The sequence below is a fragment of the Streptomyces sp. NPDC039424 genome (genome assembly GCF_055639495.1).
Genome location: NZ_JBVKAI010000020.1, coordinates 24,359 through 45,800, shown reverse-complemented (window position 1 = coordinate 45,800; position 21,442 = coordinate 24,359). Strand labels below are relative to the sequence as shown.

The window sequence follows — 21,442 nt, the reverse complement described above, 5'->3', positions numbered from 1 at the left end:
AGGGCCGCCCGACGACGTGCGCGCCCGGGAACGGAGACCTGCGATGACCGCCGCCCTGCTGAGCACCGCCGACGAGCTGCACGCGCGCGTGCGCCACGGTCGCCGCGCCGTCGTGATGACCATGGGCGCCCTGCACGAGGGCCACGCCACGCTGATCCGCACCGCGCGCGAGATCGCCGGGCGGGACGGCGAGGTCGTGGTCACCGTCTTCGTCAACCCGCTGCAGTTCGGCGCCGGCGAGGACCTCGACCGCTACCCGCGCACCCTCGACGCCGACCTCAAGCTCGCCGAGCAGTCCGGCGCGGACGCCGTCTTCGCCCCCGCCGTGGACGAGGTCTACCCGGGCGGCGAACCCCAGGTGCGTATCAGCGCGGGCCCCATGGGCGAACGCCTGGAGGGCGCCTCCCGCCCCGGGCACTTCGACGGCATGCTCACGGTCGTCGCCAAGCTGCTGCACCTCACCCGCCCCGACGTGGCCCTGTACGGCCAGAAGGACGCCCAGCAGCTGGCCCTGATCCGGCGCATGGTGCGGGACCTGAACTTCGGCGTCGAGATCGTCGGCGTACCGACCGTGCGCGAGGACGACGGCCTGGCCCTCTCCAGCCGCAACCGCTACCTCTCGCCCCAGGAACGGCGCACGGCCCTGGCCCTCTCGCAGGCCCTGTTCGCGGGCCGCGACCGGCACGTCGCCCAGGAGGCGCTGCTCGCACGGGCCCGCGAGGTGCCCGCCACGCACGCGCGTGCCGAGGCGCTCAGCGCCATAGGGGAGTCCCGCGCGGCGGCCGACGCGCACGCCGTCGCCAAGGCCGCCCCCGGTGGCCCGGCAGCCGTCCGCGCGGCGGCCCGCCAGGTCCTCGACGAGGGCGCCCGCCTCGACCCGCCGCTCGAACTGGACTACCTCGCGCTGGTCGACCCGTCCGACTTCACCGAGATCGGCGCCGACTTCACCGGCGAGGCCGTCCTCGCCGTCGCCGCCCGGGTCGGGACGACCCGGCTGATCGACAACCTCCCCCTCACCTTCGGAACGCTCGGAGCCGCCTCGTGACCAGCACAGGCATACGACTGCACGCGCCCGCCCCCGGGTGGTCCATCGCCGCGGACGTGGTGGTCGTCGGCTCCGGAGTGGCCGGCCTCACCGCGGCCCTGCGCTGCGAGGCGGCCGGCCTGACGACCGTCGTCGTCACCAAGGCCCGCCTCGACGACGGTTCCACCCGCTGGGCGCAGGGCGGCATCGCCGCGGCCCTGGGCGAGGGCGACACCCCCGAACAGCACCTGGACGACACCCTGGTGGCGGGCGCGGGCCTGTGCGACGAGGAGGCCGTACGGATCCTCGTCACCGAGGGCCCCGACGCGGTACGGCGGCTGATCTCCACCGGCGCCCACTTCGACACCGACGACGAGGGCGACATCCAGCTCACCCGCGAGGGCGGCCACCACCGCCGCCGCATCGCGCACGCCGGCGGCGACGCGACCGGCGCGGAGATCTCCCGGGCGCTCGTCGAGGCGGTACGCGCGCGTGGCCTGCGCACCATCGAGAACGCGCTGGTCCTGGACCTGCTCACGGACGCCGACGGCCGCACCGCGGGCGTCACCCTGCACGTGATGGGCGAGGGCCAGCACGACGGCGTCGGCGCCGTGCACGCGCCCGCCGTGGTCCTCGCGACCGGCGGCATGGGCCAGGTCTTCTCCGCGACCACCAACCCGTCCGTGTCGACGGGCGACGGCGTGGCCCTCGCGCTGCGCGCCGGCGCGGAGGTCTCCGACCTCGAGTTCGTGCAGTTCCACCCCACCGTGCTGTTCCTCGGCGCCGACGCCGAGGGCCAGCAGCCCCTGGTCTCCGAGGCGGTACGGGGCGAGGGCGCCCACCTGGTCGACGGCGACGGCGTGCGCTTCATGGTCGGGCAGCACGAGCTGGCCGAGCTGGCACCCCGGGACATCGTCGCCAAGGGCATCATGCGGCGGATGCAGGAGCAGGACGCCGAGCACATGTTCCTCGACGCCCGGCACTTCGGCGCCCGGATGTGGGAGCACCGCTTCCCGACCATCCTGGCCGCCTGCCGCGCGAACGGCATCGACCCGGTCACCGAGCCCGTGCCGGTCGCCCCGGCCGCCCACTACGCCTCCGGCGGCGTGCGCACCGACTCCCACGGCCGGACGACCGTCCCGGGCCTGTACGCGTGCGGCGAGGTCGCCTGCACCGGGGTGCACGGCGCCAACCGGCTCGCCTCCAACTCCCTCCTGGAGGGTCTGGTCTACGCCGAGCGCATCGCCGCCGACATCGCGGCGAGCCACGCGGACGACGGCCTCCACGCGCGCGTGCCCGCGCCCGTCCCGGACCCGGAGAAGCCGGCCCACCCCCTGCTCGCCGCCGAGGCCCGTTTCGCCATCCAGCGGATCATGACCGAGGGCGCGGGCGTGCTGCGCTCGGGGGACTCGCTGGCCAAGGCCGCCGACCAGCTCCAGCGGCTGCACGCCGAGGCCCGCGACGCCCTCGCCGAGAACGGCAAGACCGCCGAGCCCGGCGTCGACACCTGGGAGGCCACCAACCTCTCCTGCGTGGCCCGTGTCCTGGTCGCCGCCGCCCGGCTGCGCGAGGAGACCCGCGGCTGCCACTGGCGCGAGGACCGGGCCGACCGCGACGACGCGAACTGGCGCCGCCACATCGTCGTACGGCTGAATCCGGACCGGACGCTGGCCGTAAGCACCACGGACACCGCAGACTTCCCCCCTACCCGGCAGCACCAGCGTCCCCAGGAGCAGTGAGTCACGTGAGCACCCCCGACCTTCCCCTCGCCTCGTCCGGCGGCTGCGGCGACGGCTGCGCCTGCGGCGCCGGCGGCGACGAGGGATACGACGAGTACGTGGAGTGCGGGCTCGACCCCGCCCTCGCGCAGCTCCTGACCGACGCCGGACTCGACCCGGTGGAGGTCGAGGACATCGCCACCGTCGCGATCCAGGAGGACCTCGCCCACGGCGTGGACGTGACGACGGTCGCGACCATCCCCGAGGACGCGGTCGCCACCGCCGACTTCACCGCCCGTGAGGCGGGCGTGGTGGCCGGTCTCAGGGTCGCCGAGGCCGTGGTCTCGGTGGTCTGCTCCGACGAGTTCGAGGTCGAGCGGCACGTCGAGGACGGTGACCGGGTCGCGGCCGGGCAGAAGCTGCTGTCGGTCACCACGCGTACCCGCGACCTGCTGACGGCCGAGCGCAGCGCGCTGAACCTGCTGTGCCGCCTGTCGGGCATCGCCACCGCCACGCGCGCGTGGGCGGACGCGCTGGAGGGCACCAAGGCGAAGGTGCGGGACACCCGCAAGACCACCCCGGGCCTCAGGGCGCTGGAGAAGTTCGCGGTGCGCTGCGGCGGGGGCGTCAACCACCGCATGTCGCTCTCGGACGCGGCCCTGGTGAAGGACAACCACGTGGTCGCCGCGGGCGGGGTCGGGCAGGCCTTCAAGGCCGTACGGGAGGCCTTCCCCGAGGTGCCGATCGAGGTCGAGGTCGACACCCTGCACCAGCTGCGCGAGGTCGTGGACGCGGGCGCCGACCTGATCCTTCTGGACAACTTCACGCCGATGGAGTGCGAGGAGGCCGTGGCGATCGTCGGGGGCCGGGCGCTGCTGGAGGCGTCCGGGCGGCTCACCCTGGACAACGCCCGGGCGTACGCCGACACCGGCGTCGACTTCCTCGCCGTGGGGGCCCTGACCCACTCCTCGCCGATCCTGGACATCGGCCTGGACCTGCGCGAGGCGGAGTAACGGCCATGCTCCTCACGATCGACGTGGGCAACACGCACACCGTTCTGGGCCTGTTCGACGGTGAGGACATCGTCGAGCACTGGCGGATCTCCACGGACGCGCGCCGTACGGCGGACGAGCTGGCGGTGCTGCTGCAGGGCCTGATGGGCATGCACCCGCTGCTCGGCGAGGAGCTCGGGGACGGGATCGACGGCATCGCGATCTGCGCGACCGTGCCGTCGGTGCTGCACGAGCTGCGCGAGGTGACGCGGCGCTACTACGGCGACGTGCCGGCGGTGCTGGTCGAGCCCGGTGTGAAGACGGGTGTGCCGATCCTCACCGACAACCCCAAGGAGGTCGGGGCGGACCGGATCATCAACGCGGTGGCCGCCGTCGAGCTGTACGGGGGCCCCGCGATCGTCGTGGACTTCGGTACGGCCACGACCTTCGACGCGGTGTCCGCGCGCGGGGAGTACGTGGGCGGGGTCATCGCCCCCGGTATCGAGATCTCGGTCGAGGCGCTGGGCGTCAAGGGCGCGCAGCTGCGGAAGATCGAGGTGGCCCGGCCGCGGAGCGTGATCGGCAAGAACACGGTCGAGGCGATGCAGGCGGGCATCGTGTACGGGTTCGCCGGGCAGGTCGACGGTGTGGTGAGCCGCATGGCGCGGGAACTGGCCACCGACCCGGAGGAGGTCACCGTGATCGCCACCGGCGGGCTCGCGCCGATGGTGCTGGGCGAGTCCTCGGTCATCGACGAACACGAGCCGTGGCTGACGCTGGTCGGGCTGCGCCTGGTGTACGAGCGGAACGTGTCCCGGATGTGAGGGAGGGCGCGGCGCGGGCGCCGGCCCGTCCTGGAACGCCGGACGGCCCGGGAGGGCGAATCCCCCGCGCCACACCCGCCTCATGTGTCGGGTTTGTCTGATTAGCGCGTATCGTCGGCGCATGCCCACGCCCTACGGATCCCGCGGCGGCATGGCGTTCGGCGTGGAGGAGCTGCGTGTGCTCCGCCGCGCTCTCGCCCTCGCCCTTCACCCCGGCCCGGTCTCGGCCGAGGACGTCCAGGACTGTCTCCGGCTCGCCGAGTGGCTCGACGAGGCGATGCGCGAGGGTGCCCGGCTGCGCGCCTTCCTGGTGGCGGACGTCGCCCGGTACCGGGCCGCGCTGCCCGGTACGGCCGTCGGTTACCTCGCGCTCCTGGAGGAGGCGCTGAGCGCCGGACACGGCCCGACGCCGGACGACCTGGCCGCGCTGGGGGCCCTGCGCGGGAATCCGGCCGCGGCGGCCCTCCTGAAGAGGTGCCAGGCCCAGCCGCCGCGGGCCGCGGCCGTCCCGGCCCGCCGTACGCGGCTGTCGGTCCTGCCGGGCTGCCGGACCGCCGCCCCGGTGGCGGACGCCGGTGAGCGGCCCGCGGAGAAGCCCGCCGAGAAGCCCGTGCGCAAGCCCGCCGAGCGTCCGGCCACCGAGCCCGCCCCGCCCCGGCCGTCCCGCCCCATCCCGACCCCGGGCGAGGTCTTCCCGCGCCGCAAACCGACTCCGCCGCCCGCGGACCGGGCCCAGCGGCTCGCCGCCGTCTGAGCCCTGGCTACTCTGGAGACATGGACTACGTCTCCGCGCTCGTGCCCCCGGTCGTCATGGCCGTGTTCTTCATCGGTGTGATCCGGGTCATCGTGAAGACCCAGGGCGGGGCCGCCAAGGCCAAGGAGGACGCGGCCGTCGACGCCGCGCTCGCGCGCACGGAGGGTGCCCGGCAGGCCTCCGCGGGCACCGACGCCTGAGGCCCACCGGGCCTCGTACGTGGCGTACGGCTCTCACACGCACACCGCGCGTGAGCCGTACGCCCTTTTTGTTCATGTTTGTTGTTGAAAACGCACGTCCGCCACGCCATTGCCTGGATCTCCCACTATTGTTCTGAGCTGTGCCTCGCCCATTGGGAGAACTCGAAGACGCGGTCATGACGCGGGTGTGGAAGTGGAACCGCCCGGTGACCGTTCGAGAAGTCCTGGAAGACCTTCAGCGGGAACGGTCCATCGCGTACACCACGGTGATGACCGTTTTGGACAATCTCCATCAGAAGGGCTGGGTGCGCCGTGAGGCGGAAGGCCGGGCCTATCGATATGAGGCGGTCTCCACACGGGCCGCCTACGCGGCCGCTCTCATGAACGATGCCTGGTCGCAGAGCGACAACCCGGCCGCCGCTCTCGTCGCCTTCTTCGGGATGATGAGCGACGAACAGCGCCAGGCCCTCAGTGACGCCGTACGCATCGTCCAGGGCCCCAGGGATAGCGCCCCGGCGGATACCGGCCCGGATACCGGCGGGGAGAACCCCGGCTCGGCACAGGAGGGCGGCGGGCGATAGCGTCCGCTCATGTCAGCAGAGCGCCCCGAAGTCACCGCGAAAGCCATCACCGTCCGGCGGGCGAGGACCAGCGATGTCCCGGCCGTGCGCCGCCTCCTCGACGTGTACGTCCGAGACCGCATCCTGCTCGACAAAGCGACGGTCACGCTTTACGAGGACATCCAGGAGTTCTGGATCGCGGAACGCGACGACAACGCCGAGGTGGTCGGCTGCGGCGCACTGCACGTGATGTGGGAAGACCTCGCGGAAGTGCGCACTCTCGCGGTGAAGCCCGGCCTGAAGGGCGCCGGCGTGGGCCACCGGGTGCTGGAGAAGTTGCTGGAGACCGCCCGCTGGCTCGGCGTTCGCCGCGTTTTCTGTCTGACCTTCGAAGTGGACTTCTTCGGGAAGCACGGCTTCGTGGAGATCGGTGAGACACCCGTCGACACCGATGTCTACACGGAGCTGTTGCGTTCCTATGACGAGGGCGTCGCGGAGTTCCTCGGTCTCGAACGAGTGAAACCGAACACCTTGGGCAACAGCCGGATGCTTCTGCATCTGTGATCACCCGGCATTGCCCACGCGCCCTATGTCCGAAACGCGCACGTTTCCGATCGTGCGGTGGCCCCTGAGTCTCTCCCAGGGGTTTGTGTTTTTCCGGCAAAAGCGGTTTGCTTTCCGACGTACTGCAGTACTGCATATAACAGGGGGCGGCGAAACGGCGGACGCCGCACACCCCCGGCCCAAACGCTTTCGATGAAAGGAAATCCGGTGGCACAGAAGGTTCAGGTCCTTCTTGTCGACGACCTCGACGGCGGCGAGGCGGACGAGACCGTGACGTTCGCGCTGGACGGCAAGACGTACGAGATCGATCTCACGACCGCCAATGCGGACAAGCTGCGCGGCCTTCTCGACCCCTATGTGAAGGGCGGTCGTCGTACCGGAGGCCGTTCCGCGGGCGGGCGCGGAAAGGCCCGTGCCGCTTCCGGCGGCAGCCAGGACACCGCGCAGATCCGCGCCTGGGCCAAGGAGAACGGTTACGAGGTCAACGACCGCGGCCGTGTTCCCGCGTCCATCCGCGAGGCCTACGAGAAGGCCAACGGCTGAGCGCACGCGCGCCGCAGCCGGACTCGGTGACAGTGCGTTGCCACCGTGTCCACCAGTCGCACGAGATCCGGGGCGCCCGCATCGCCCCCCATGGCCGACAGCGTCGGCAGCGAGGCCTCGACCTCGCACCCCGGCTCGGGGGGCCGCAGCCATACGGCGGCCCCCTGGAAGGCGCCCGGGACGGTCACGGCACCGGAACGGGCCGGGGGAAGCGGTCGGACCTCGGTCGAGGCCGGCTCGGGAGGCGCCGGAGCCTCCATGTGCCCGCCCGCGCCCAGCGCCACGAGGTCCAGCGCCAGCGAGCCCCACTCCAGCCAGTCCAGCAGTCCCGGCAGTTCCTCCGTGCTGCCCGCGGCCACCAGCAGCCGCATCCGGTCGCCCCGCACCGCCACCGGAGAGCCCGGCCCCAGCCGCCTGAGCGCCGCCGCCCCCGCCTCGGCCGGGACGTCCAGGACGTCGAAGCGCAGGCCGGTGACGAGCCGTACCGGCTCCCCGGGCACTGTTTCCCAGCCCAGTTCGTTCTCGTACCAGTCCCGGACCGGAGTTGTCTCGGCATTCCGGGATCTCCGAGAACTCTGCGAACCCCGAGAGCTCGGGGAATTTCCGGAATTCCGAGCATCCCGCGTCTTCCGGGCGATTCGATCGTCCGGGTCGAGCGGGCGACGAGGGAGGGGGACCATGGGGACTGTGCCAACCATGCACAGCGCAACCGTCGAAACGGCCCTCAAGTTACGCTGGGTGGCCGGATGGCCGCGCCGGGTGCCCCGTCAAGGGGGCGCTCGGGGGTGCGGGGAGGCGCAAGGTTGTTCGCCCATAGCGGAGGGAAAGGGTGCGCGCGGCATGGACTGTCCGTGCGCGCGGGTAAGACATCCCTAGTGGGAGGGGGCGACACGCAGGACGGGCCGTCTCACGTTCGCCATCGGCGTACTGGCAAGAGGGGTAACTGCCTGGCCTGCGGGAACATCGTCTCGCACCATCGGGTTGGAGCAGATGTCGGCGTTCGGGGTCAGGAGGCCATCGACGGTGTCGGCAGTTGGAATGAGCGGTCCCCGCTTGCGGGACTAAGCTGCGGAAGGACAGGGAGGGGAAGTTCCCCCCACTGCCTGACCGCTCTGAGGAGCGATTAACGATGTTCGAGAGGTTCACCGACCGCGCGCGGCGGGTTGTCGTCCTGGCTCAGGAAGAAGCCCGGATGCTCAACCACAACTACATCGGCACCGAGCACATCCTCCTGGGCCTGATCCACGAGGGTGAGGGTGTCGCCGCCAAGGCCCTTGAGAGCCTCGGGATTTCGCTCGAGGCGGTCCGCCAGCAGGTGGAGGAGATCATCGGGCAGGGGCAGCAGGCCCCGTCCGGGCACATCCCCTTCACCCCCCGTGCCAAGAAGGTCCTGGAGCTGTCGCTCCGCGAGGCCCTTCAGCTGGGCCACAACTACATCGGCACGGAGCACATCCTGCTCGGCCTGATCCGCGAGGGCGAGGGCGTCGCCGCCCAGGTCCTGGTCAAGCTGGGCGCAGATCTCAACCGGGTGCGGCAGCAGGTCATCCAGCTGCTCTCCGGCTACCAGGGCAAGGAGACCGCCACCGCCGGCGGGCCTGCCGAGGGCACCCCCTCGACGTCCCTGGTCCTCGACCAGTTCGGCCGGAACCTCACCCAGGCCGCTCGTGAGTCCAAGCTCGACCCGGTCATCGGGCGCGAGAAGGAGATCGAGCGGGTCATGCAGGTGCTGTCCCGCCGTACCAAGAACAACCCGGTCCTGATCGGTGAGCCCGGCGTCGGCAAGACCGCCGTCGTCGAGGGCCTCGCCCAGGCCATCGTCAAGGGCGAGGTGCCCGAGACCCTCAAGGACAAGCACCTCTACACCCTGGACCTCGGCGCGCTGGTCGCCGGCTCCCGCTACCGCGGTGACTTCGAGGAGCGCCTGAAGAAGGTGCTCAAGGAGATCCGCACCCGCGGCGACATCATCCTGTTCATCGACGAGCTCCACACGCTGGTCGGTGCGGGTGCCGCCGAGGGCGCCATCGACGCCGCTTCGATCCTGAAGCCGATGCTGGCCCGCGGTGAGCTGCAGACCATCGGTGCGACCACCCTGGACGAGTACCGCAAGCACCTGGAGAAGGACGCGGCCCTGGAGCGCCGCTTCCAGCCCATCCAGGTCGCGGAGCCGTCCCTGCCGCACACGATCGAGATCCTCAAGGGCCTGCGCGACCGGTACGAGGCGCACCACCGCGTCTCCATCACGGACGAGGCGCTGGTCCAGGCCGCCACCCTGGCCGACCGCTACATCTCGGACCGCTTCCTCCCCGACAAGGCGATCGACCTGATCGACGAGGCGGGCTCCCGGATGCGCATCCGTCGTATGACGGCGCCGCCGGACCTGCGCGAGTTCGACGAGAAGATCGCGGGCGTGCGTCGCGACAAGGAGTCCGCGATCGACTCGCAGGACTTCGAGAAGGCCGCCTCCCTCCGCGACAAGGAGAAGCAGCTCCTGGCCGCCAAGGCCAAGCGGGAGAAGGAGTGGAAGGCCGGCGACATGGACGTCGTCGCCGAGGTCGACGGCGAGCTGATCGCCGAGGTCCTCGCCACGGCCACCGGCATCCCGGTCTTCAAGCTCACGGAGGAGGAGTCCTCCCGCCTGCTGCGCATGGAGGACGAGCTCCACAAGCGGGTCATCGGCCAGGACGACGCCGTCAAGGCGCTGTCCAAGGCGATCCGCCGTACCCGTGCCGGTCTGAAGGACCCGAAGCGTCCGGGTGGCTCGTTCATCTTCGCCGGCCCCTCCGGTGTCGGTAAGACCGAGCTGTCCAAGGCGCTCGCCGAGTTCCTCTTCGGCGACGAGGACGCGCTGATCTCCCTCGACATGTCGGAGTTCAGCGAGAAGCACACGGTGTCGCGTCTCTTCGGTTCGCCCCCCGGCTACGTGGGCTACGAAGAGGGCGGCCAGCTGACCGAGAAGGTTCGCCGCAAGCCGTTCTCCGTCGTCCTCTTCGACGAGGTCGAGAAGGCCCACCCGGACATCTTCAACTCGCTGCTGCAGATCCTGGAGGACGGTCGCCTGACCGACTCCCAGGGCCGGGTCGTGGACTTCAAGAACACGGTCATCATCATGACGACCAACCTCGGCACCCGGGACATCTCCAAGGGCTTCAACCTGGGCTTCGCGGCCTCGGGTGACACGAAGACCAACTACGAGCGCATGAAGAACAAGGTGTCGGACGAGCTCAAGCAGCACTTCCGCCCCGAGTTCCTCAACCGCGTCGACGACGTGGTCGTCTTCCCGCAGCTGACCCAGGCCGACATCCTCCGGATCGTCGACCTGATGATCGGCAAGGTGGACGAGCGCCTCAAGGACCGGGACATGGGCATCGAGCTCTCCCAGTCCGCCAAGGAGCTGCTGTCCAAGAAGGGCTACGACCCCGTGCTGGGCGCCCGGCCGCTGCGCCGCACGATCCAGCGCGAGATCGAGGACTCGCTGTCGGAGAAGATCCTCTTCGGCGAGCTGCGCCCCGGTCACATCGTGGTCGTGGACACCGAGGGCGAGGGCGAGGCCAAGACCTTCACCTTCCGGGGTGAGGAGAAGTCGGCACTGCCGGACGTCCCGCCGATCGAGCAGGCGGCTGGTGGGGCTGGGCCTAACCTGAGCAAGGACGCCTGAGCCTCACGGCTGGTGGCCAAGTGAAAGGGGCCGGTGCTTTTAGCACCGGTCCCTTTCGGCGTTTTCAGTGCTCGTTGAGCACGAGGTCCACTTCTGAGAAGAGGTGGGCGAAACGAGAGGCAGGGAGGGGGCGGCTGGGCTGGTTCCGCAGGACCACCCTGCGGAGTCCTGGCAATCGCGGCACCAGAGCGGAGAGATCCTCGGAGCCGTCCAGCGCACCGACCCGCAGTTCCTCGACGCCCGGAAGTTCCGGCATGAGGCCGATGGAGTCCGGAAAGTCTCGAATGATCGTCGCGTGTATGGACAGCTGAGACAGTTCGGGCAGTGCGGTGACCGCCTGCCAGTCGGCGGCCGTGAGTTCCGTGCTCAGCCGCCCGAGGCTGAGCGACCGCAGGCCGGTCCAGTGCTGCAGGCCACGCAGCCCCGTGCTGTCCGTGCTGTTCTCACCCAGAGAGAGGTAATCCAGCGGTGCGTCGACCGGCAGGGTGTGGGTGAGGTCGGAGCCCGGCAGTTCCTGACTCAAGGTGAGGCGGGTAAGGGAGCACAAGGACCGCAGCCCCCTCACGTCGGCGATGCGGGCGAGGTTGAGATCGAGGAGTGGCAAGCTGGACAGGCATTCGAGTCCCGTGGCTGCCAGACAGACATCGAGCCAGAGCTCCTCGAGCGAGGTGAACGGCAGGAGGATCGCCAGATCGCCCACGAGCGGGTTGTCCCACAGGTCGAGCGTTGTCACCACTTCGGGTGCCTGTACTGCGGCCAGGATGTCTTCGACCCTGTGCGGGCCCTCGAAGGAGAGGCGGTGCCAGGGGCGCATCCGGGCCACGGCTGCACGCTGTTCGTCCGACTCGCAGGTCAGGAGGAGGTCCGTCCGGTGCAGGTGGTCCAGGACCTCGGCCGCGTAGACATCGGCGTCGAACCGGCCCCAGGTCCCCACCAGCTGGCGCCGCACATCGAGATCCCGGTGTTCCCGGAACCGCCGCAGCACGGCCAGCGCTCCCTCCGGTTCCTCCGCTCCGAGGAGCGAGGCGGCGACCGTCACACCGCGTGCCTCCTCCCGCGTCAGCTTCTCCGGCCCCGGCAGCAGTTCCAGCACCAAGGGCCCGGCCTCCGCCAGTGCCTTCGCGCCCTCCGGCGTCCAGGGCGGAATCAGCGCGGCCGCCCGCGTCTCCACCTCCGCCCGCACCCCCGGATCCAGGGCCGCCGCATGCTCCAGGCAGGCCAGTGCCAGCAAGGTGAGCCGGGGAGTGTCCCGGGCCAGCAGCCGGCGTAGGACCGAGGCGCGTTCGCGGGGGCGGGCGTGGGCCACCGCCATGCGGATGACGTCCTCCCACTGGGTGTCGTCGGCGTGGCTGGTGAGGACGTCGAGGTGGCCCTCCTCCACGGCGTAACGCGCTCCCAGGTAGTCCTGGAAGGTGCGGTGGACGAAGTCCACGACCCCCTCGGCAGGCTGGCGCAGCAGCCCGCTGCGCAGCAGGAGGGTGCGCAGTACCGTCGCCGCGTCGCCCTGGCCCGCCGCGGAGGCCACCGTCGGCAGGCAGCGTTCCACGATCCCCTCGGCCGTGTCGAGGTCCATCTCCGGGCGGCCGCTCAGCACCAGCGCGTAGGCCAGGCGCTGCAACAGCTCCAGCTGGGCCTCCTCGCCCAGTTCCACGCCGTCCACCGCGCCCATGCCCCGCTCCCGGTCGCGGCGGGCGAGGAGCATCGCGAGGGCGGCGTCGTACAACTCCTTGCGGCCGGTGGGGAGATAGCCCCGCCGTTCCCGGTGCAGCGCGCAGATCAGGCCGCACATCAGCGGGTTGGTGGCCAGCCGGGCCAAGTCCCGCTTCGTGCGCAGGGCGTCCAGGAGCGGCCCCTCGTACTCCGGCGCCTGGGCCGCCTCGTGCCAGCGGCGGACGAACGTGGTGACCTCCAAGCGGCGCATCGGGGCCAGTGCCAGCTCCCGGAAGCCCTCCTGGGCCAGCCAGTCGGGGCGTACGGCCGACGGGCGGGAGGTCAGGAGCCAGTGGTTGCCGGGGTAGGCCTGGAGCAGGGAGCGGAGCCAGTCGCGGGTGCGGTGGCGGTCGGCGGCCGGGATCTCGTCCAGGCCGTCCACCAGGACCAGGGCGCGGCCCGCCGTCAGGACGCGTTCCGCCCAGCCCTCCGGCGGGGTGAGCGGGCAGCTCACCACCTTGAGGAAGTCGGCCGGGGACGGGAGCGGGCCCGTGCGGATCAGGGTGCGCAGGGGGAGGACGTAGGGGATGCGGTCGCCGGTCCGGGCCGCGGTGACCGCCAGCCACTGCACGAGGGTCGTCTTGCCGGAGCCGGCGTCACCGCGCAGCAGGACCCGGGAGTCGGTGAGCAGCGCCTCCTCGGCGGGCAGCCGGCCCGCGGCGGTGGGTGGCCGCTCGTCCGGGGCCGTGTCGCGCGGGACCTCCTCCGCGGTGGTCGCCTCCAGGCTGAGGTAGGCGACCTGGAGCGGCCAGCGGTCGGGGGAGTCGCGCAGGTCGATGCCGTAGATGGTGATGTGGTTGTGGTGTTCGGCTACATACGGCAGGTAGCGGTGCTCGAAGGCGGTGTCCCGGTCGGAGGGGCGCGGGGTCCGGGCGATGAGTTCGTCGACCTTGCGGTGCACTTCGGCCTGGCCCCGGCTCTGTTCGACGAGGGCGCGGGGTACGAAGGTGGAGCGCCGGGTGAAGAACTCCAGGATGTGCAGGCACGCCGACTCCGTCGCGGAGTCGAGGAAGAAGCGGGAGTCCGTGGACAGCCCGTCGGCCGCGGGGGCTGCGCGCCGCAGCCGTACGGCCAGCTCGCGCTCGCCCAGGCGGACGGCGTGGACGGCGTCCATGTCCAGGTCCCCGAGGGCGAGGAGGCGACGGGCCAGGGCGTCGGCGACGGCGGTCTGTTCGTCGGGGGGGAAGGGCGGCCCTCCGAGCCGTTCCACCGCCTCCCCGACCAGGTGCTCGGCGAGCCGGCGCATCTCCTTCTCCCGCAGGACGCGCTTCTCGCCCCGGAGGGAGACGAGCTCCGCGAGCCGTACGGGTTTGTCGACCAGCCCGGCGCCCGGCTGCTGGGACGGGACCACTTTCTTCGCCAGCGGACCGACCAAGGCCCCTGCCAGTTTGCCGCCGATGACCGCCGGATCCATCCGCCTCACCCCCGAACGCGTGCGAACGGAGGTGAGACTACCCGTAGTTGACCGGAGCGAGGGGTCAGGAGAGCTGCCCGTCGTAGTCCGGCAGCTTGAACGTCTTCTCGGCGTGGCCGCCCGACAGGTCGGTGGCGCTGTTGCCGATGTTCGCGATGATCGTGTAGCCGTTGTTCTCGATGCCGACGCGCTGGGCGGTCTTGTAGGTGGCGACGTCCTTGAACAGGTCGAGCAGGCCGCGGACGTAGAGGCCGGAGACTTCGTAGCCGTCGTGTTCGAGGTTCCACTCGGTGGGCGCGGCGATGATGCCCGGGCGGGCGGTGACGAAGAAGAGGGAGACGCCGTGCCCCTGGGCGTACTCGGCGACGTCCAGGACGGGCTGGTTGGCCGGCTGCGGGTAGCTGAAGCCGAAGTCGGTCTCCAACGTGGTGTTGTCGATGTCGAAGACGATGGCCTGCTTCTCGCCCGGCTTGGCGGCGGCGATGCGCTGCTTCAGATAGGGCAGGGCCTGGTCCATGACCGTCTGGCAGTCCTTCTGCCAGGTGGCGTAGTCGACCTTGGCGGCGGTGCCGCTCGTGGTCGCGGCGTCGGCCGGCGTGGCCATCGCCGCGAGGGCGGCGACGGAGACGGCGGTGACGGATATGCGGCGCGCCCAGGGGCGTCTGGTCATCGGTGGGGTCCTCTCACGTCCGTACGCGGCCGTACGGTGCCTGTGTCAGGGGCATGATCGTCGGTGAGGGTGGCGCGAGGGGAACCGTAGGGTTACCGATGGGTAGGCGTACAGAGGTGTGCGTCACATCAACAGGGCGACTTTCGAGGGGGCTTGGGGAGCGCCCATCGACGTAGCGCCGGTCACATTCCGGCATCGTCGATCTTGCAATTCGGTGATATGCCGCACAGGCGAAATGTCCGTTACTAGCGGAGATAGTCGGACCTGTTCTTTGCGGAAAGCGACGCACCCTTCCGGTAAATGCCCTGTCAAGGGGTCGGACATTTGTCGGCCGAGTACGAGCAAAGGCCGTAGATGTCCGGTTTTGGCGCGAATGCACCCAAGGGGTACCAAGGTGTGGCCCATCCGGCGGACGTCGATCGCGTCGGGTGGCTCATCTGTCCCCGACCCCCCGAGGTTTCGATGTCCCAGCGCGTCACGTCCCGCATGCCCCGCCGTACGTCCCTTCTCCGCACCCGCGTCGCCGCCCTGGCCGCCGGTGTGGGCGCGACGGCCGTACTGGGGGCCGGGGTCGCGAGCGCCGCCGCTCCGCAGGCCGCCGCCACCACCGCCTCGACGACCGTCACCGCCAAGTCCGCCGCCTGGGTCGACCCGGTGAAGAAGTACACGCTGTCCGCGGGCTTCAACCAGGCCGGGTCCCACTGGAAGGCCAAGCACAGCGGGCAGGACTTCGCCGTGCCGATCGGCACCGACGTGGTCGCCGCGCACGGCGGCACCGTGGTCAAGGCCGGCGGCAACGGCGCCGGTGACGGGCCCGCCTACGGCAACGCCATCGTCATCAAGCACGCGGGCGGGCAGTACTCGCAGTACGCCCACCTCTCGCGGGTCGACGTCAGGGTCGGCCAGATCGTCGCCACCGGTCAGCACATAGCCAAGTCCGGCAACACCGGTAACTCCACCGGCCCGCACCTGCACTTCGAGATCCGCACGACCCCGAACTACGGCTCGGCGATCGACCCCGTCGCCTTCCTGCGCGCCAAGGGCGTCACCGTCTGAGTCCCCTCAGGACTCGCGGGCGGCCCGGTGGGCCTGCGTGACCAGATCCACGGCGACCTCGAGAACGGCCTCGCGCTTCTTCTCGGGGTCGCCCTGGACGTCCTGCATGACGAACATGCCGGCGTGCAGCGTGAACAGGGCGCTGACGCAGCGGACCTGGTCGACGAGGGCGGCGTCGGGGTCGATGATGATGTCGCGCAGGTTGCGCATGCGGTCCTTGAAGGTGTCGCCGATGCGCAGATCCCGTACCGTCGCCTGGTTCTCCTGCATGAAGCGGAAGAGCGGCTCGGCGTCGGCCAGGGCCTGGCTGTAGCGCCGCACGATCTCCTGCTTGGTCTCCAGCGTGTGCGGTTGCAGCGCGCCCCAGTCGATCAGGTCCCGGATCGGCCGCGTCAGGTCCTCGAAGAGGCTGACGAGGATCTCTTCCTTCGTCTTGAAGTGGTAGTAGAGCGCCGCCTTCGTGACGTCGAGGCGCTCGGCGATCTCGCGCAGTGACGTCTTCTCGTAGCCCTGCTCGGCGAAGAGTTCGAGGGCCACGTCCTGGATGCGCTGGCGGGTTTTGCCGCGGCGCTGTTGCTTGGTGCCGTCCATGGTGTCGCCCATCCTCGTACTCCTCGCGCTCCCACGGAAACTTACTTGACGCCCGGCTAGTGACATCGCTACCTTCCCAGTGTAGTGAACTAGCCGGGCGGCAAGTAAGTAGTGGGCCTGGGGGAGTGGGAACGATGGCGGACACGCAGAGCGAAAACAAGACAGTGAATAACGACGTAGAGGGCAAACCGCCCAGAAGTGTGCGGGTCGTCCTGCTCGCTCTGATGATCGCGATGATGCTCGCGATGCTCGACAACATGATCGTGGGTACGGCGATGCCGACGATCGTGGGCGAGCTGGGCGGCCTGAAGCACCTGTCCTGGGTGGTCACCGGCTACACCCTCGCGACCGCCGCCTCCACCCCGATCTGGGGCAAGCTCGGCGACATGTACGGGCGCAAGGGCGCCTTCCTCACCTCGATCGTGATCTTCCTGGTCGGGTCCGCGCTGAGCGGCATGGCCCAGAACATGGGCCAGCTGATCGGCTTCCGGGCCGTGCAGGGTCTCGGTGCCGGCGGTCTGATGGTCGGTGTGATGGCGATCATCGGTGACCTCATTCCGCCGCGCGAGCGCGGCAAGTACCAGGGCATGATGGCCGGCGTCATGGCGCTCGCGATGATCGGCGGCCCGCTGGTCGGCGGCACCATCACCGACAACTGGGGCTGGCGCTGGGCCTTCTACATCAACCTGCCGCTCGGCGCCGTCGCGCTCGCCCTCGTCACCGCCGTGCTGCACCTGCCGAAGAAGCGCTCCAAGGCCCGGATCGACTACCTGGGCGCCGCGCTGCTGACCATCGGCATCACCTCGATCGTGCTGGTCACCACCTGGGGCGGCACGGAGTACGCCTGGACGTCCGCGCGGATCATGGAACTGATCGCCATCGGTGTCGTCGCGCTGGTCGGGTTCGTGTTCTGGCAGACCCGGGCCGCCGAACCGGTCGTGCCGCTGCACATCTTCCGCAGCCGCAACTTCACGCTGATGTCCATCATCGGCTTCATCACCGGCTTCGTGATGTTCGGCGCCACCCTCTTCCTGCCGCTGTACCAGCAGTCCGTGCAGGGCGCGTCCGCCACCAACTCCGGGCTGCTGCTCCTGCCGATGCTCGGCGCGATGCTGGTGACCTCGATGGTCGCCGGACGGGTCACCACCAACAGCGGGCGCTACAAGGTCTTCCCCGTCGTCGGCGGCGTCCTGATGGTCGTCGGCCTGTACCTGCTGTCGACGATGGACACGGAAACCACCCGGCTCACCTCCGGCGTCTACATGGCCGTCGTAGGCCTCGGCATGGGCTGCCTGATGCAGATCACCATGCTGGTGGCGCAGAACAGCGTGCAGATGAAGGACATGGGCGTGGCGTCCTCGTCCACCACCCTCTTCCGTACGCTCGGCTCTTCCTTCGGTGTCGCCATCATGGGCGCGCTGTTCAACAACCGGGTCCAGGACGTCATGTCCGAGCGGGCCGGCACGCTGGGCTCCAAGGTCACCGAGCAGTCCGCCCAGCTGGACGCGGCCAGCCTGAAGCGGCTGCCGGTGGCGGCCCGGGAGGCGTACCAGCACGCGGTGTCCGCCGGTACGCACTCGGCGTTCCTGCTCGGCGCGGTCGTCGCGCTGGTCGTGCTGGTGGCGTCCGTGTTCGTCAAGGAGGTTCCGCTCAAGGGCGGTCCGCAGAAGCCGGAGGACGGCTCGGCGGACAGCACCGACGCGGCGCCGGCCCAGGTCATCGAGGCCGTCTGACCCAGCCGTAAGCCGTAAAGCGCAAGCAAGACGCAGGCCCCCGGAGTGTCCGCCCCGGGGGCCTGCGCCTTGCCGCCCGGCGGTCTCGGGGCCGTTGTCAGTGCCCCGTGCCACCATCGCCGTATGGACAAGCTGCGCCAGTTGCGCCTGGCCAAGGACGCCATGGACCGCGACTGGGCCGACCCCGGGCTCGCCCTGGACGCGGTGGCCGCGCACGCCGGGTACTCGCGCTACCACTTCATACGGGCCTTCAAGGAGGCGTACGGCGAGACGCCCGGCCAGTACCTCACGCACCGCCGCATCGAGCGGGCGGAGGACCTGCTGCGCACCGCCGACCTGTCGGTGACCGAGATCTGCCACCTGGTGGGCTTCAGCAGCCTGGGCACCTTCTCGGCCCGGTTCAAGGCGTGGACCGGGCTGACACCCAGCGAGTACCGGCTGAAGCACGTGGGGCGCGGAGCCGCTCTCATACCCGGCTGCTACGCCATGCTGTGGGCGGGAGGGTTCCGAAGGGCCCCGGCGGCGCGGAGCGCAATTCCGGAGAAGCGGACTGAGCCCGCGGCTGCCTACGGTGGCCGGGCAGGAGCCGATCGCCGTGACAGGAGCGCGCCATGATCAAGGGACTCAAGATCTCGACCGTCTGGGTACTGGACCAGGACCGGGCCAAGGAGTTCTACACCGAGAAGCTGGGCCTGGAGGTCCGCACCGACATGACGATGGGCGGGGGCGGCATGCGCTGGCTGACCGTGGGCGCGCGGAGCCAGCCCGAAGTCGAGCTCACCCTGATGGTGCCGGGGCCGCCCGCGATGGACCCGGAGTCCGCCGAGATGGTGAAGAAGCTGGTGGCCAAGGGGGTGCTCGGCGCCGGTGTGCTGACCACCGACGACATCCACGGCGACTACAAGACGCTCAAGGAGCGCGGTGTGGAGTTCCTTCAGGAGCCGCAGGAGCGTCCGTACGGCACGGAGGCGCTGCTGCGCGACGACTCCGGGAACTGGTTCTCGTTCACCCAGCCCCACGAGGGCGACCTCGACCTGTCCAAGGAATGGGCGGGCTGAGCCCGGTCCGGGGGCTCGGCGCCCCCTCGCCAGGTTCGCCCCCCGTGACGTCCAGGACCACACCGGTCACGAAGGTGTTCGCGGCCGGCATGTGGATGCCCCGGGCGACGTCCTCGGGGCGGCCGCCCCGGCCCACGGGGGTCACGGCGGCGAACCCGTCGAAGAGCGCCTGGCGCTGCTCGGCCGGTACGGCGTCCCCCAGGGCGTGTCGACGACGCCGGGCGGGACCGCCGGAACAACACCGGCGTGGTCGCAGTGCGGGCCCCTGACACGTGCCGGAGGGTTACGGCAGCATCGGGTAGCTTCCGGTGGCGGTCGGTGCGTGCTCCGGGAGCCACAGCACCGCCACCGCCCCCTCCGCCGGGACGTGTTCCGCGGCGCCCGCGGGGCGGACGTTGCGGAAGGTCAGCCGGGCGCCGAGGACCCGGGCCTGCCCGGCCGCGATGGTCAGGCCCAGTCCGTGGCCCTGACCGGCGCGGTCCTTGCTGCCGGTGCGGAAGCGGCTGGGGCCTTCGGCGAGCAGCTCCTCGGGGAAGCCCGGCCCGTGGTCGCGGACCCGGATGACCCGGCCCTCGACGCTGACCTCGATCGGCGGTCTGCCGTGCCGTGCGGCGTTGGCGAGCAGGTTGAACAGCACCCGCTCCAGGCGCCGCGGGTCGGTCGTCACCTCCGACTCGTGCACCACGTGCACGGTGACGCTCGGGTCCTTGGCGGCCACCCGCCGGGCGACGAACTCGCCCAGCATGATGTCCTGCAGCTCGGCCCGCTCGGAGGCGCCGTCCAGCCGGGCGACCTCCAGGACGTCCTCGACCAGGGTCCGCATGGCCTTGGCCCGGTCCAGTACCAGCTCGGTCGGCCGGCCCGGCGGCAGCAGCTCGGCCGCCGTCAGCAGCCCGGTCACCGGGGTGCGCAGCTCGTGCGCGATGTCGGCGGTGACCCGGCGCTCGGCGTCCAGCCGCTGCTGGAGGGCGTCCGCCATGGCGTCCACCGCGCGCGCCAGGTCGTCGGTCTCGTCGCGTACGACCCCGCCGATGGCGTCCCGCACCCGTACGTCCGGCTCGCCCTGCGCGACCCGGTTCGCCGCGGCCGCCGCCTTGCGCAGCCGGCCCGACAGCTGCCCGCCGATCAGCACGCCGAGCGCGCTGCCGCCGAGGACGACCGCGATGGAGCCGATGACCAGGGCCTGGTCGAGGTCCTTCATCACGTCGGTGCTGCGGCCGGTGAAGCGGGTGTGCAGGGAGAGCACGTGCCCGTCCTTCATCGGCACGGCCGCCCAGATGTCCGGCGCGTCGCGGCCGTGGTCCGTCACGAAGGTGGCCCGGCGGCCGTCCTCGACCTTCTCCCGCAGCGCCGACGGCAGCTTCGGGTCGTCGATCTCGGAGCCGGGGAAGTTGGTGTGCCGGTTCAGGACGTAGTTCCGCTCGGGGATCTGCAGGCGCTCGAGGGCGAGATCACGCGCGTTGTCCAGCATCGACACCCGCGCCGCGTTGTGCACGACCAGGCTGAGCGCGATCGCCACCAGCGCGCCGACCAGCGCGATCGCCGCACTGAGCTTCCATCTGAGCCCCGTACGCAGACCCGCACGTCCTACGCGCCCCCTGATCCGGCGCTGAATGAACCCCCGCATGCCCCTGCTCCGCTCAGGCCTTCAGCTTGTAGCCGAAGCCGCGGACCGTCTCGATCCGGTCCTGGCCGATCTTCGTGCGCAGCCGCTGCACATGGACGTCGACGACCCGGGTGTCCCCGCCCCAGCCGTAGTCCCAGACGCGTTCGAGCAGCTTGTCGCGCGAGAGCACGGTGCCCGGCGCGGAGGAGAACTCGAGGAGCAGCCGCATCTCGGTCGGGGTGAGCGCCACCGGCTGCCCGGCCCGGCGCACCTCCATGCCCCCGGTGTCGACCTCCAGCTCACCGAAGGTCAGCAGGCCGCCGTCCACCGAGGAGCCGGAGTCCTCCGCCCGGTCCCCGCCGCTCGCATGCCCGAAGCGGCGCAGCACCGCGCGGATCCGGGCGACCAGCACGGCGCCGTCGAACGGCTTGGTCACATAGTCGTCGGCGCCCGCCTCCAGGCCCAGGACGACGTCGATGGAGTCGGCGCGCGCCGACAGCATGATCACCGGCACGGTCGACTCGTCGCGGATACGGCGGCACAGGCTGACCCCGTCCAGGCCCGGCACCATGACGTCCAGCAGCGCGATGTCGGGCCGGTTCGCCCGGAACGCCTCCAGGCCCGACAGCCCGTCGGGCATGGCGGTCACCGCGAAGCCGTCCCGCTCCAGGGCGAGCTGCGTGGCCTCGCGGATGACGTCGTCGTCCTCGACGAACAGGACGTGGGTGTGGTCTGCCATCCGGGTGCTCTCAGTCCTCGTGTGCGTGTCG

Annotated in this window: 20 protein-coding genes; 14 read left to right on the top strand and 6 right to left on the bottom strand. The window is 70.7% G+C overall.

Features of this window, described 5'->3' with window-relative positions; translation table 11 throughout:
- Positions 1–43 precede the first annotated feature (43 nt).
- From panC to ACZ7L0_RS35110, 9 genes are all read left to right on the top strand, one after another.
- Positions 44–1,045: a pantoate--beta-alanine ligase gene (gene panC, locus ACZ7L0_RS35150; RefSeq protein WP_471246610.1), complete on the top strand. Its 1,002-nt coding sequence runs from the start codon at positions 44–46 to the stop codon at positions 1,043–1,045.
- On the top strand, positions 1,042–2,763 hold the full coding sequence (locus ACZ7L0_RS35145) for an L-aspartate oxidase (protein ID WP_471246609.1): 1,722 nt from the start codon (positions 1,042–1,044) through the stop codon (positions 2,761–2,763). The genes panC and ACZ7L0_RS35145 overlap by 4 nt, the downstream gene beginning before the upstream one ends.
- A 5-nt stretch (positions 2,764–2,768) precedes the next feature.
- Positions 2,769–3,755, top strand: coding sequence for a carboxylating nicotinate-nucleotide diphosphorylase (gene nadC, locus ACZ7L0_RS35140; protein WP_471246608.1), 987 nt, complete (start codon positions 2,769–2,771; stop codon positions 3,753–3,755).
- Positions 3,756–3,760: 5 nt separating this feature from the next.
- Positions 3,761–4,558: a type III pantothenate kinase gene (locus ACZ7L0_RS35135; RefSeq protein WP_471246607.1), complete on the top strand. Its 798-nt coding sequence runs from the start codon at positions 3,761–3,763 to the stop codon at positions 4,556–4,558.
- Positions 4,559–4,709: 151 nt separating this feature from the next.
- On the top strand, positions 4,710–5,312 hold the full coding sequence (locus ACZ7L0_RS35130; protein ID WP_471246701.1) for a hypothetical protein: 603 nt from the start codon (positions 4,710–4,712) through the stop codon (positions 5,310–5,312).
- Between the two features lie 20 nt (positions 5,313–5,332).
- Positions 5,333–5,512 (top strand): hypothetical protein, encoded by a 180-nt coding sequence (locus ACZ7L0_RS35125; RefSeq protein ID WP_471246606.1) that lies wholly within the window; start codon positions 5,333–5,335, stop codon positions 5,510–5,512.
- Positions 5,513–5,664: 152 nt separating this feature from the next.
- Entirely contained in the window at positions 5,665–6,093 is a 429-nt protein-coding gene (locus tag ACZ7L0_RS35120; protein WP_471246700.1) for a BlaI/MecI/CopY family transcriptional regulator, read from the top strand.
- A 9-nt stretch (positions 6,094–6,102) separates the two neighbouring features.
- Positions 6,103–6,636, top strand: a complete 534-nt coding sequence (locus tag ACZ7L0_RS35115; protein WP_471246605.1) for an amino-acid N-acetyltransferase — start codon at positions 6,103–6,105, stop codon at positions 6,634–6,636.
- A gap of 207 nt (positions 6,637–6,843) precedes the next feature.
- The gene (locus ACZ7L0_RS35110; protein WP_471246604.1) at positions 6,844–7,179 is read left to right on the top strand and encodes a histone-like nucleoid-structuring protein Lsr2; all 336 of its coding nucleotides are present in this window, start codon (positions 6,844–6,846) and stop codon (positions 7,177–7,179) included.
- Here the strand turns inward: ACZ7L0_RS35110 and ACZ7L0_RS35105 are convergent.
- Complete coding sequence (locus ACZ7L0_RS35105) at positions 7,158–7,877, bottom strand: SCO3374 family protein (RefSeq protein ID WP_471246603.1); 720 nt, start codon at positions 7,875–7,877, stop codon at positions 7,158–7,160. The two genes, ACZ7L0_RS35110 and ACZ7L0_RS35105, sit on opposite strands and share 22 nt — an antisense overlap.
- 431 nt (positions 7,878–8,308) lie before the next feature.
- Between ACZ7L0_RS35105 and ACZ7L0_RS35100 the strand changes: the two genes are divergently transcribed.
- On the top strand, positions 8,309–10,834 hold the full coding sequence (locus tag ACZ7L0_RS35100; protein WP_471246602.1) for an ATP-dependent Clp protease ATP-binding subunit: 2,526 nt from the start codon (positions 8,309–8,311) through the stop codon (positions 10,832–10,834).
- Between the two features lie 64 nt (positions 10,835–10,898).
- On the opposite strand, the gene ACZ7L0_RS35095 is transcribed toward ACZ7L0_RS35100, so the two are convergent.
- A complete protein-coding gene (locus ACZ7L0_RS35095; protein WP_471246601.1) occupies positions 10,899–13,958 on the bottom strand; it encodes an NACHT domain-containing protein in 3,060 nt (1,019 codons plus the stop codon).
- Positions 13,959–14,022: 64 nt separating this feature from the next.
- Positions 14,023–14,628, bottom strand: coding sequence for an HAD family acid phosphatase (locus ACZ7L0_RS35090; protein ID WP_471246600.1), 606 nt, complete (start codon positions 14,626–14,628; stop codon positions 14,023–14,025).
- A gap of 462 nt (positions 14,629–15,090) precedes the next feature.
- Between ACZ7L0_RS35090 and ACZ7L0_RS35085 the strand changes: the two genes are divergently transcribed.
- Positions 15,091–15,684, top strand: a complete 594-nt coding sequence (locus tag ACZ7L0_RS35085; RefSeq protein WP_471246599.1) for a M23 family metallopeptidase — start codon at positions 15,091–15,093, stop codon at positions 15,682–15,684.
- A 6-nt stretch (positions 15,685–15,690) separates the two neighbouring features.
- On the opposite strand, the gene ACZ7L0_RS35080 is transcribed toward ACZ7L0_RS35085, so the two are convergent.
- Positions 15,691–16,287, bottom strand: coding sequence for a TetR/AcrR family transcriptional regulator (locus ACZ7L0_RS35080; RefSeq protein WP_471246598.1), 597 nt, complete (start codon positions 16,285–16,287; stop codon positions 15,691–15,693).
- Between the two features lie 122 nt (positions 16,288–16,409).
- Between ACZ7L0_RS35080 and ACZ7L0_RS35075 the strand changes: the two genes are divergently transcribed.
- From ACZ7L0_RS35075 to ACZ7L0_RS35065, 3 genes are all read left to right on the top strand, one after another.
- Positions 16,410–18,008 (top strand): MDR family MFS transporter, encoded by a 1,599-nt coding sequence (locus ACZ7L0_RS35075; RefSeq protein ID WP_471246597.1) that lies wholly within the window; start codon positions 16,410–16,412, stop codon positions 18,006–18,008.
- 123 nt (positions 18,009–18,131) lie between these two features.
- Positions 18,132–18,623, top strand: coding sequence for a helix-turn-helix transcriptional regulator (locus tag ACZ7L0_RS35070; RefSeq protein ID WP_471246596.1), 492 nt, complete (start codon positions 18,132–18,134; stop codon positions 18,621–18,623).
- Complete coding sequence (locus tag ACZ7L0_RS35065; protein ID WP_471246595.1) at positions 18,620–19,066, top strand: VOC family protein; 447 nt, start codon at positions 18,620–18,622, stop codon at positions 19,064–19,066. The genes ACZ7L0_RS35070 and ACZ7L0_RS35065 overlap by 4 nt, the downstream gene beginning before the upstream one ends.
- A 283-nt stretch (positions 19,067–19,349) precedes the next feature.
- Here the strand turns inward: ACZ7L0_RS35065 and cseC are convergent, their stop codons facing one another.
- Both cseC and cseB read right to left on the bottom strand, forming a co-directional pair.
- Positions 19,350–20,693: a two-component system sensor histidine kinase CseC gene (gene cseC, locus ACZ7L0_RS35060; protein ID WP_471246594.1), complete on the bottom strand. Its 1,344-nt coding sequence runs from the start codon at positions 20,691–20,693 to the stop codon at positions 19,350–19,352.
- Between the two features lie 13 nt (positions 20,694–20,706).
- Positions 20,707–21,411 carry a two-component system response regulator CseB gene (gene cseB / locus ACZ7L0_RS35055; RefSeq protein WP_471246593.1) on the bottom strand — a complete coding sequence of 235 codons (705 nt, stop codon included), beginning with the start codon at positions 21,409–21,411 and terminating at the stop codon, positions 20,707–20,709.
- Positions 21,412–21,442: the final 31 nt, after the last annotated feature.

Bases quoted from the DNA above. Each gene is read 5' to 3' on its own strand.
- ACZ7L0_RS35070 (WP_471246596.1), top strand. From the start codon at position 18,132: ATGGACAAGCTGCGCCAGTTGCGCCTGGCCAAGGACGCCATGGACCGC.
- ACZ7L0_RS35100 (WP_471246602.1), top strand. From the start codon at position 8,309: ATGTTCGAGAGGTTCACCGACCGCGCGCGGCGGGTTGTCGTCCTGGCT.
- panC (WP_471246610.1), top strand. From the start codon at position 44: ATGACCGCCGCCCTGCTGAGCACCGCCGACGAGCTGCACGCGCGCGTG.
- ACZ7L0_RS35065 (WP_471246595.1), top strand. From the start codon at position 18,620: ATGATCAAGGGACTCAAGATCTCGACCGTCTGGGTACTGGACCAGGAC.
- ACZ7L0_RS35135 (WP_471246607.1), top strand. From the start codon at position 3,761: ATGCTCCTCACGATCGACGTGGGCAACACGCACACCGTTCTGGGCCTG.
- ACZ7L0_RS35130 (WP_471246701.1), top strand. From the start codon at position 4,710: ATGGCGTTCGGCGTGGAGGAGCTGCGTGTGCTCCGCCGCGCTCTCGCC.
- ACZ7L0_RS35080 (WP_471246598.1), bottom strand. From the start codon at position 16,287: ATGGGCGACACCATGGACGGCACCAAGCAACAGCGCCGCGGCAAAACC.
- ACZ7L0_RS35075 (WP_471246597.1), top strand. From the start codon at position 16,410: ATGGCGGACACGCAGAGCGAAAACAAGACAGTGAATAACGACGTAGAG.
- ACZ7L0_RS35105 (WP_471246603.1), bottom strand. From the start codon at position 7,877: ATGGTTGGCACAGTCCCCATGGTCCCCCTCCCTCGTCGCCCGCTCGAC.
- ACZ7L0_RS35090 (WP_471246600.1), bottom strand. From the start codon at position 14,628: ATGACCAGACGCCCCTGGGCGCGCCGCATATCCGTCACCGCCGTCTCC.
- cseC (WP_471246594.1), bottom strand. From the start codon at position 20,693: ATGCGGGGGTTCATTCAGCGCCGGATCAGGGGGCGCGTAGGACGTGCG.
- ACZ7L0_RS35125 (WP_471246606.1), top strand. From the start codon at position 5,333: ATGGACTACGTCTCCGCGCTCGTGCCCCCGGTCGTCATGGCCGTGTTC.
- ACZ7L0_RS35115 (WP_471246605.1), top strand. From the start codon at position 6,103: ATGTCAGCAGAGCGCCCCGAAGTCACCGCGAAAGCCATCACCGTCCGG.
- ACZ7L0_RS35085 (WP_471246599.1), top strand. From the start codon at position 15,091: ATGTCCCAGCGCGTCACGTCCCGCATGCCCCGCCGTACGTCCCTTCTC.
- cseB (WP_471246593.1), bottom strand. From the start codon at position 21,411: ATGGCAGACCACACCCACGTCCTGTTCGTCGAGGACGACGACGTCATC.
- ACZ7L0_RS35095 (WP_471246601.1), bottom strand. From the start codon at position 13,958: ATGGATCCGGCGGTCATCGGCGGCAAACTGGCAGGGGCCTTGGTCGGT.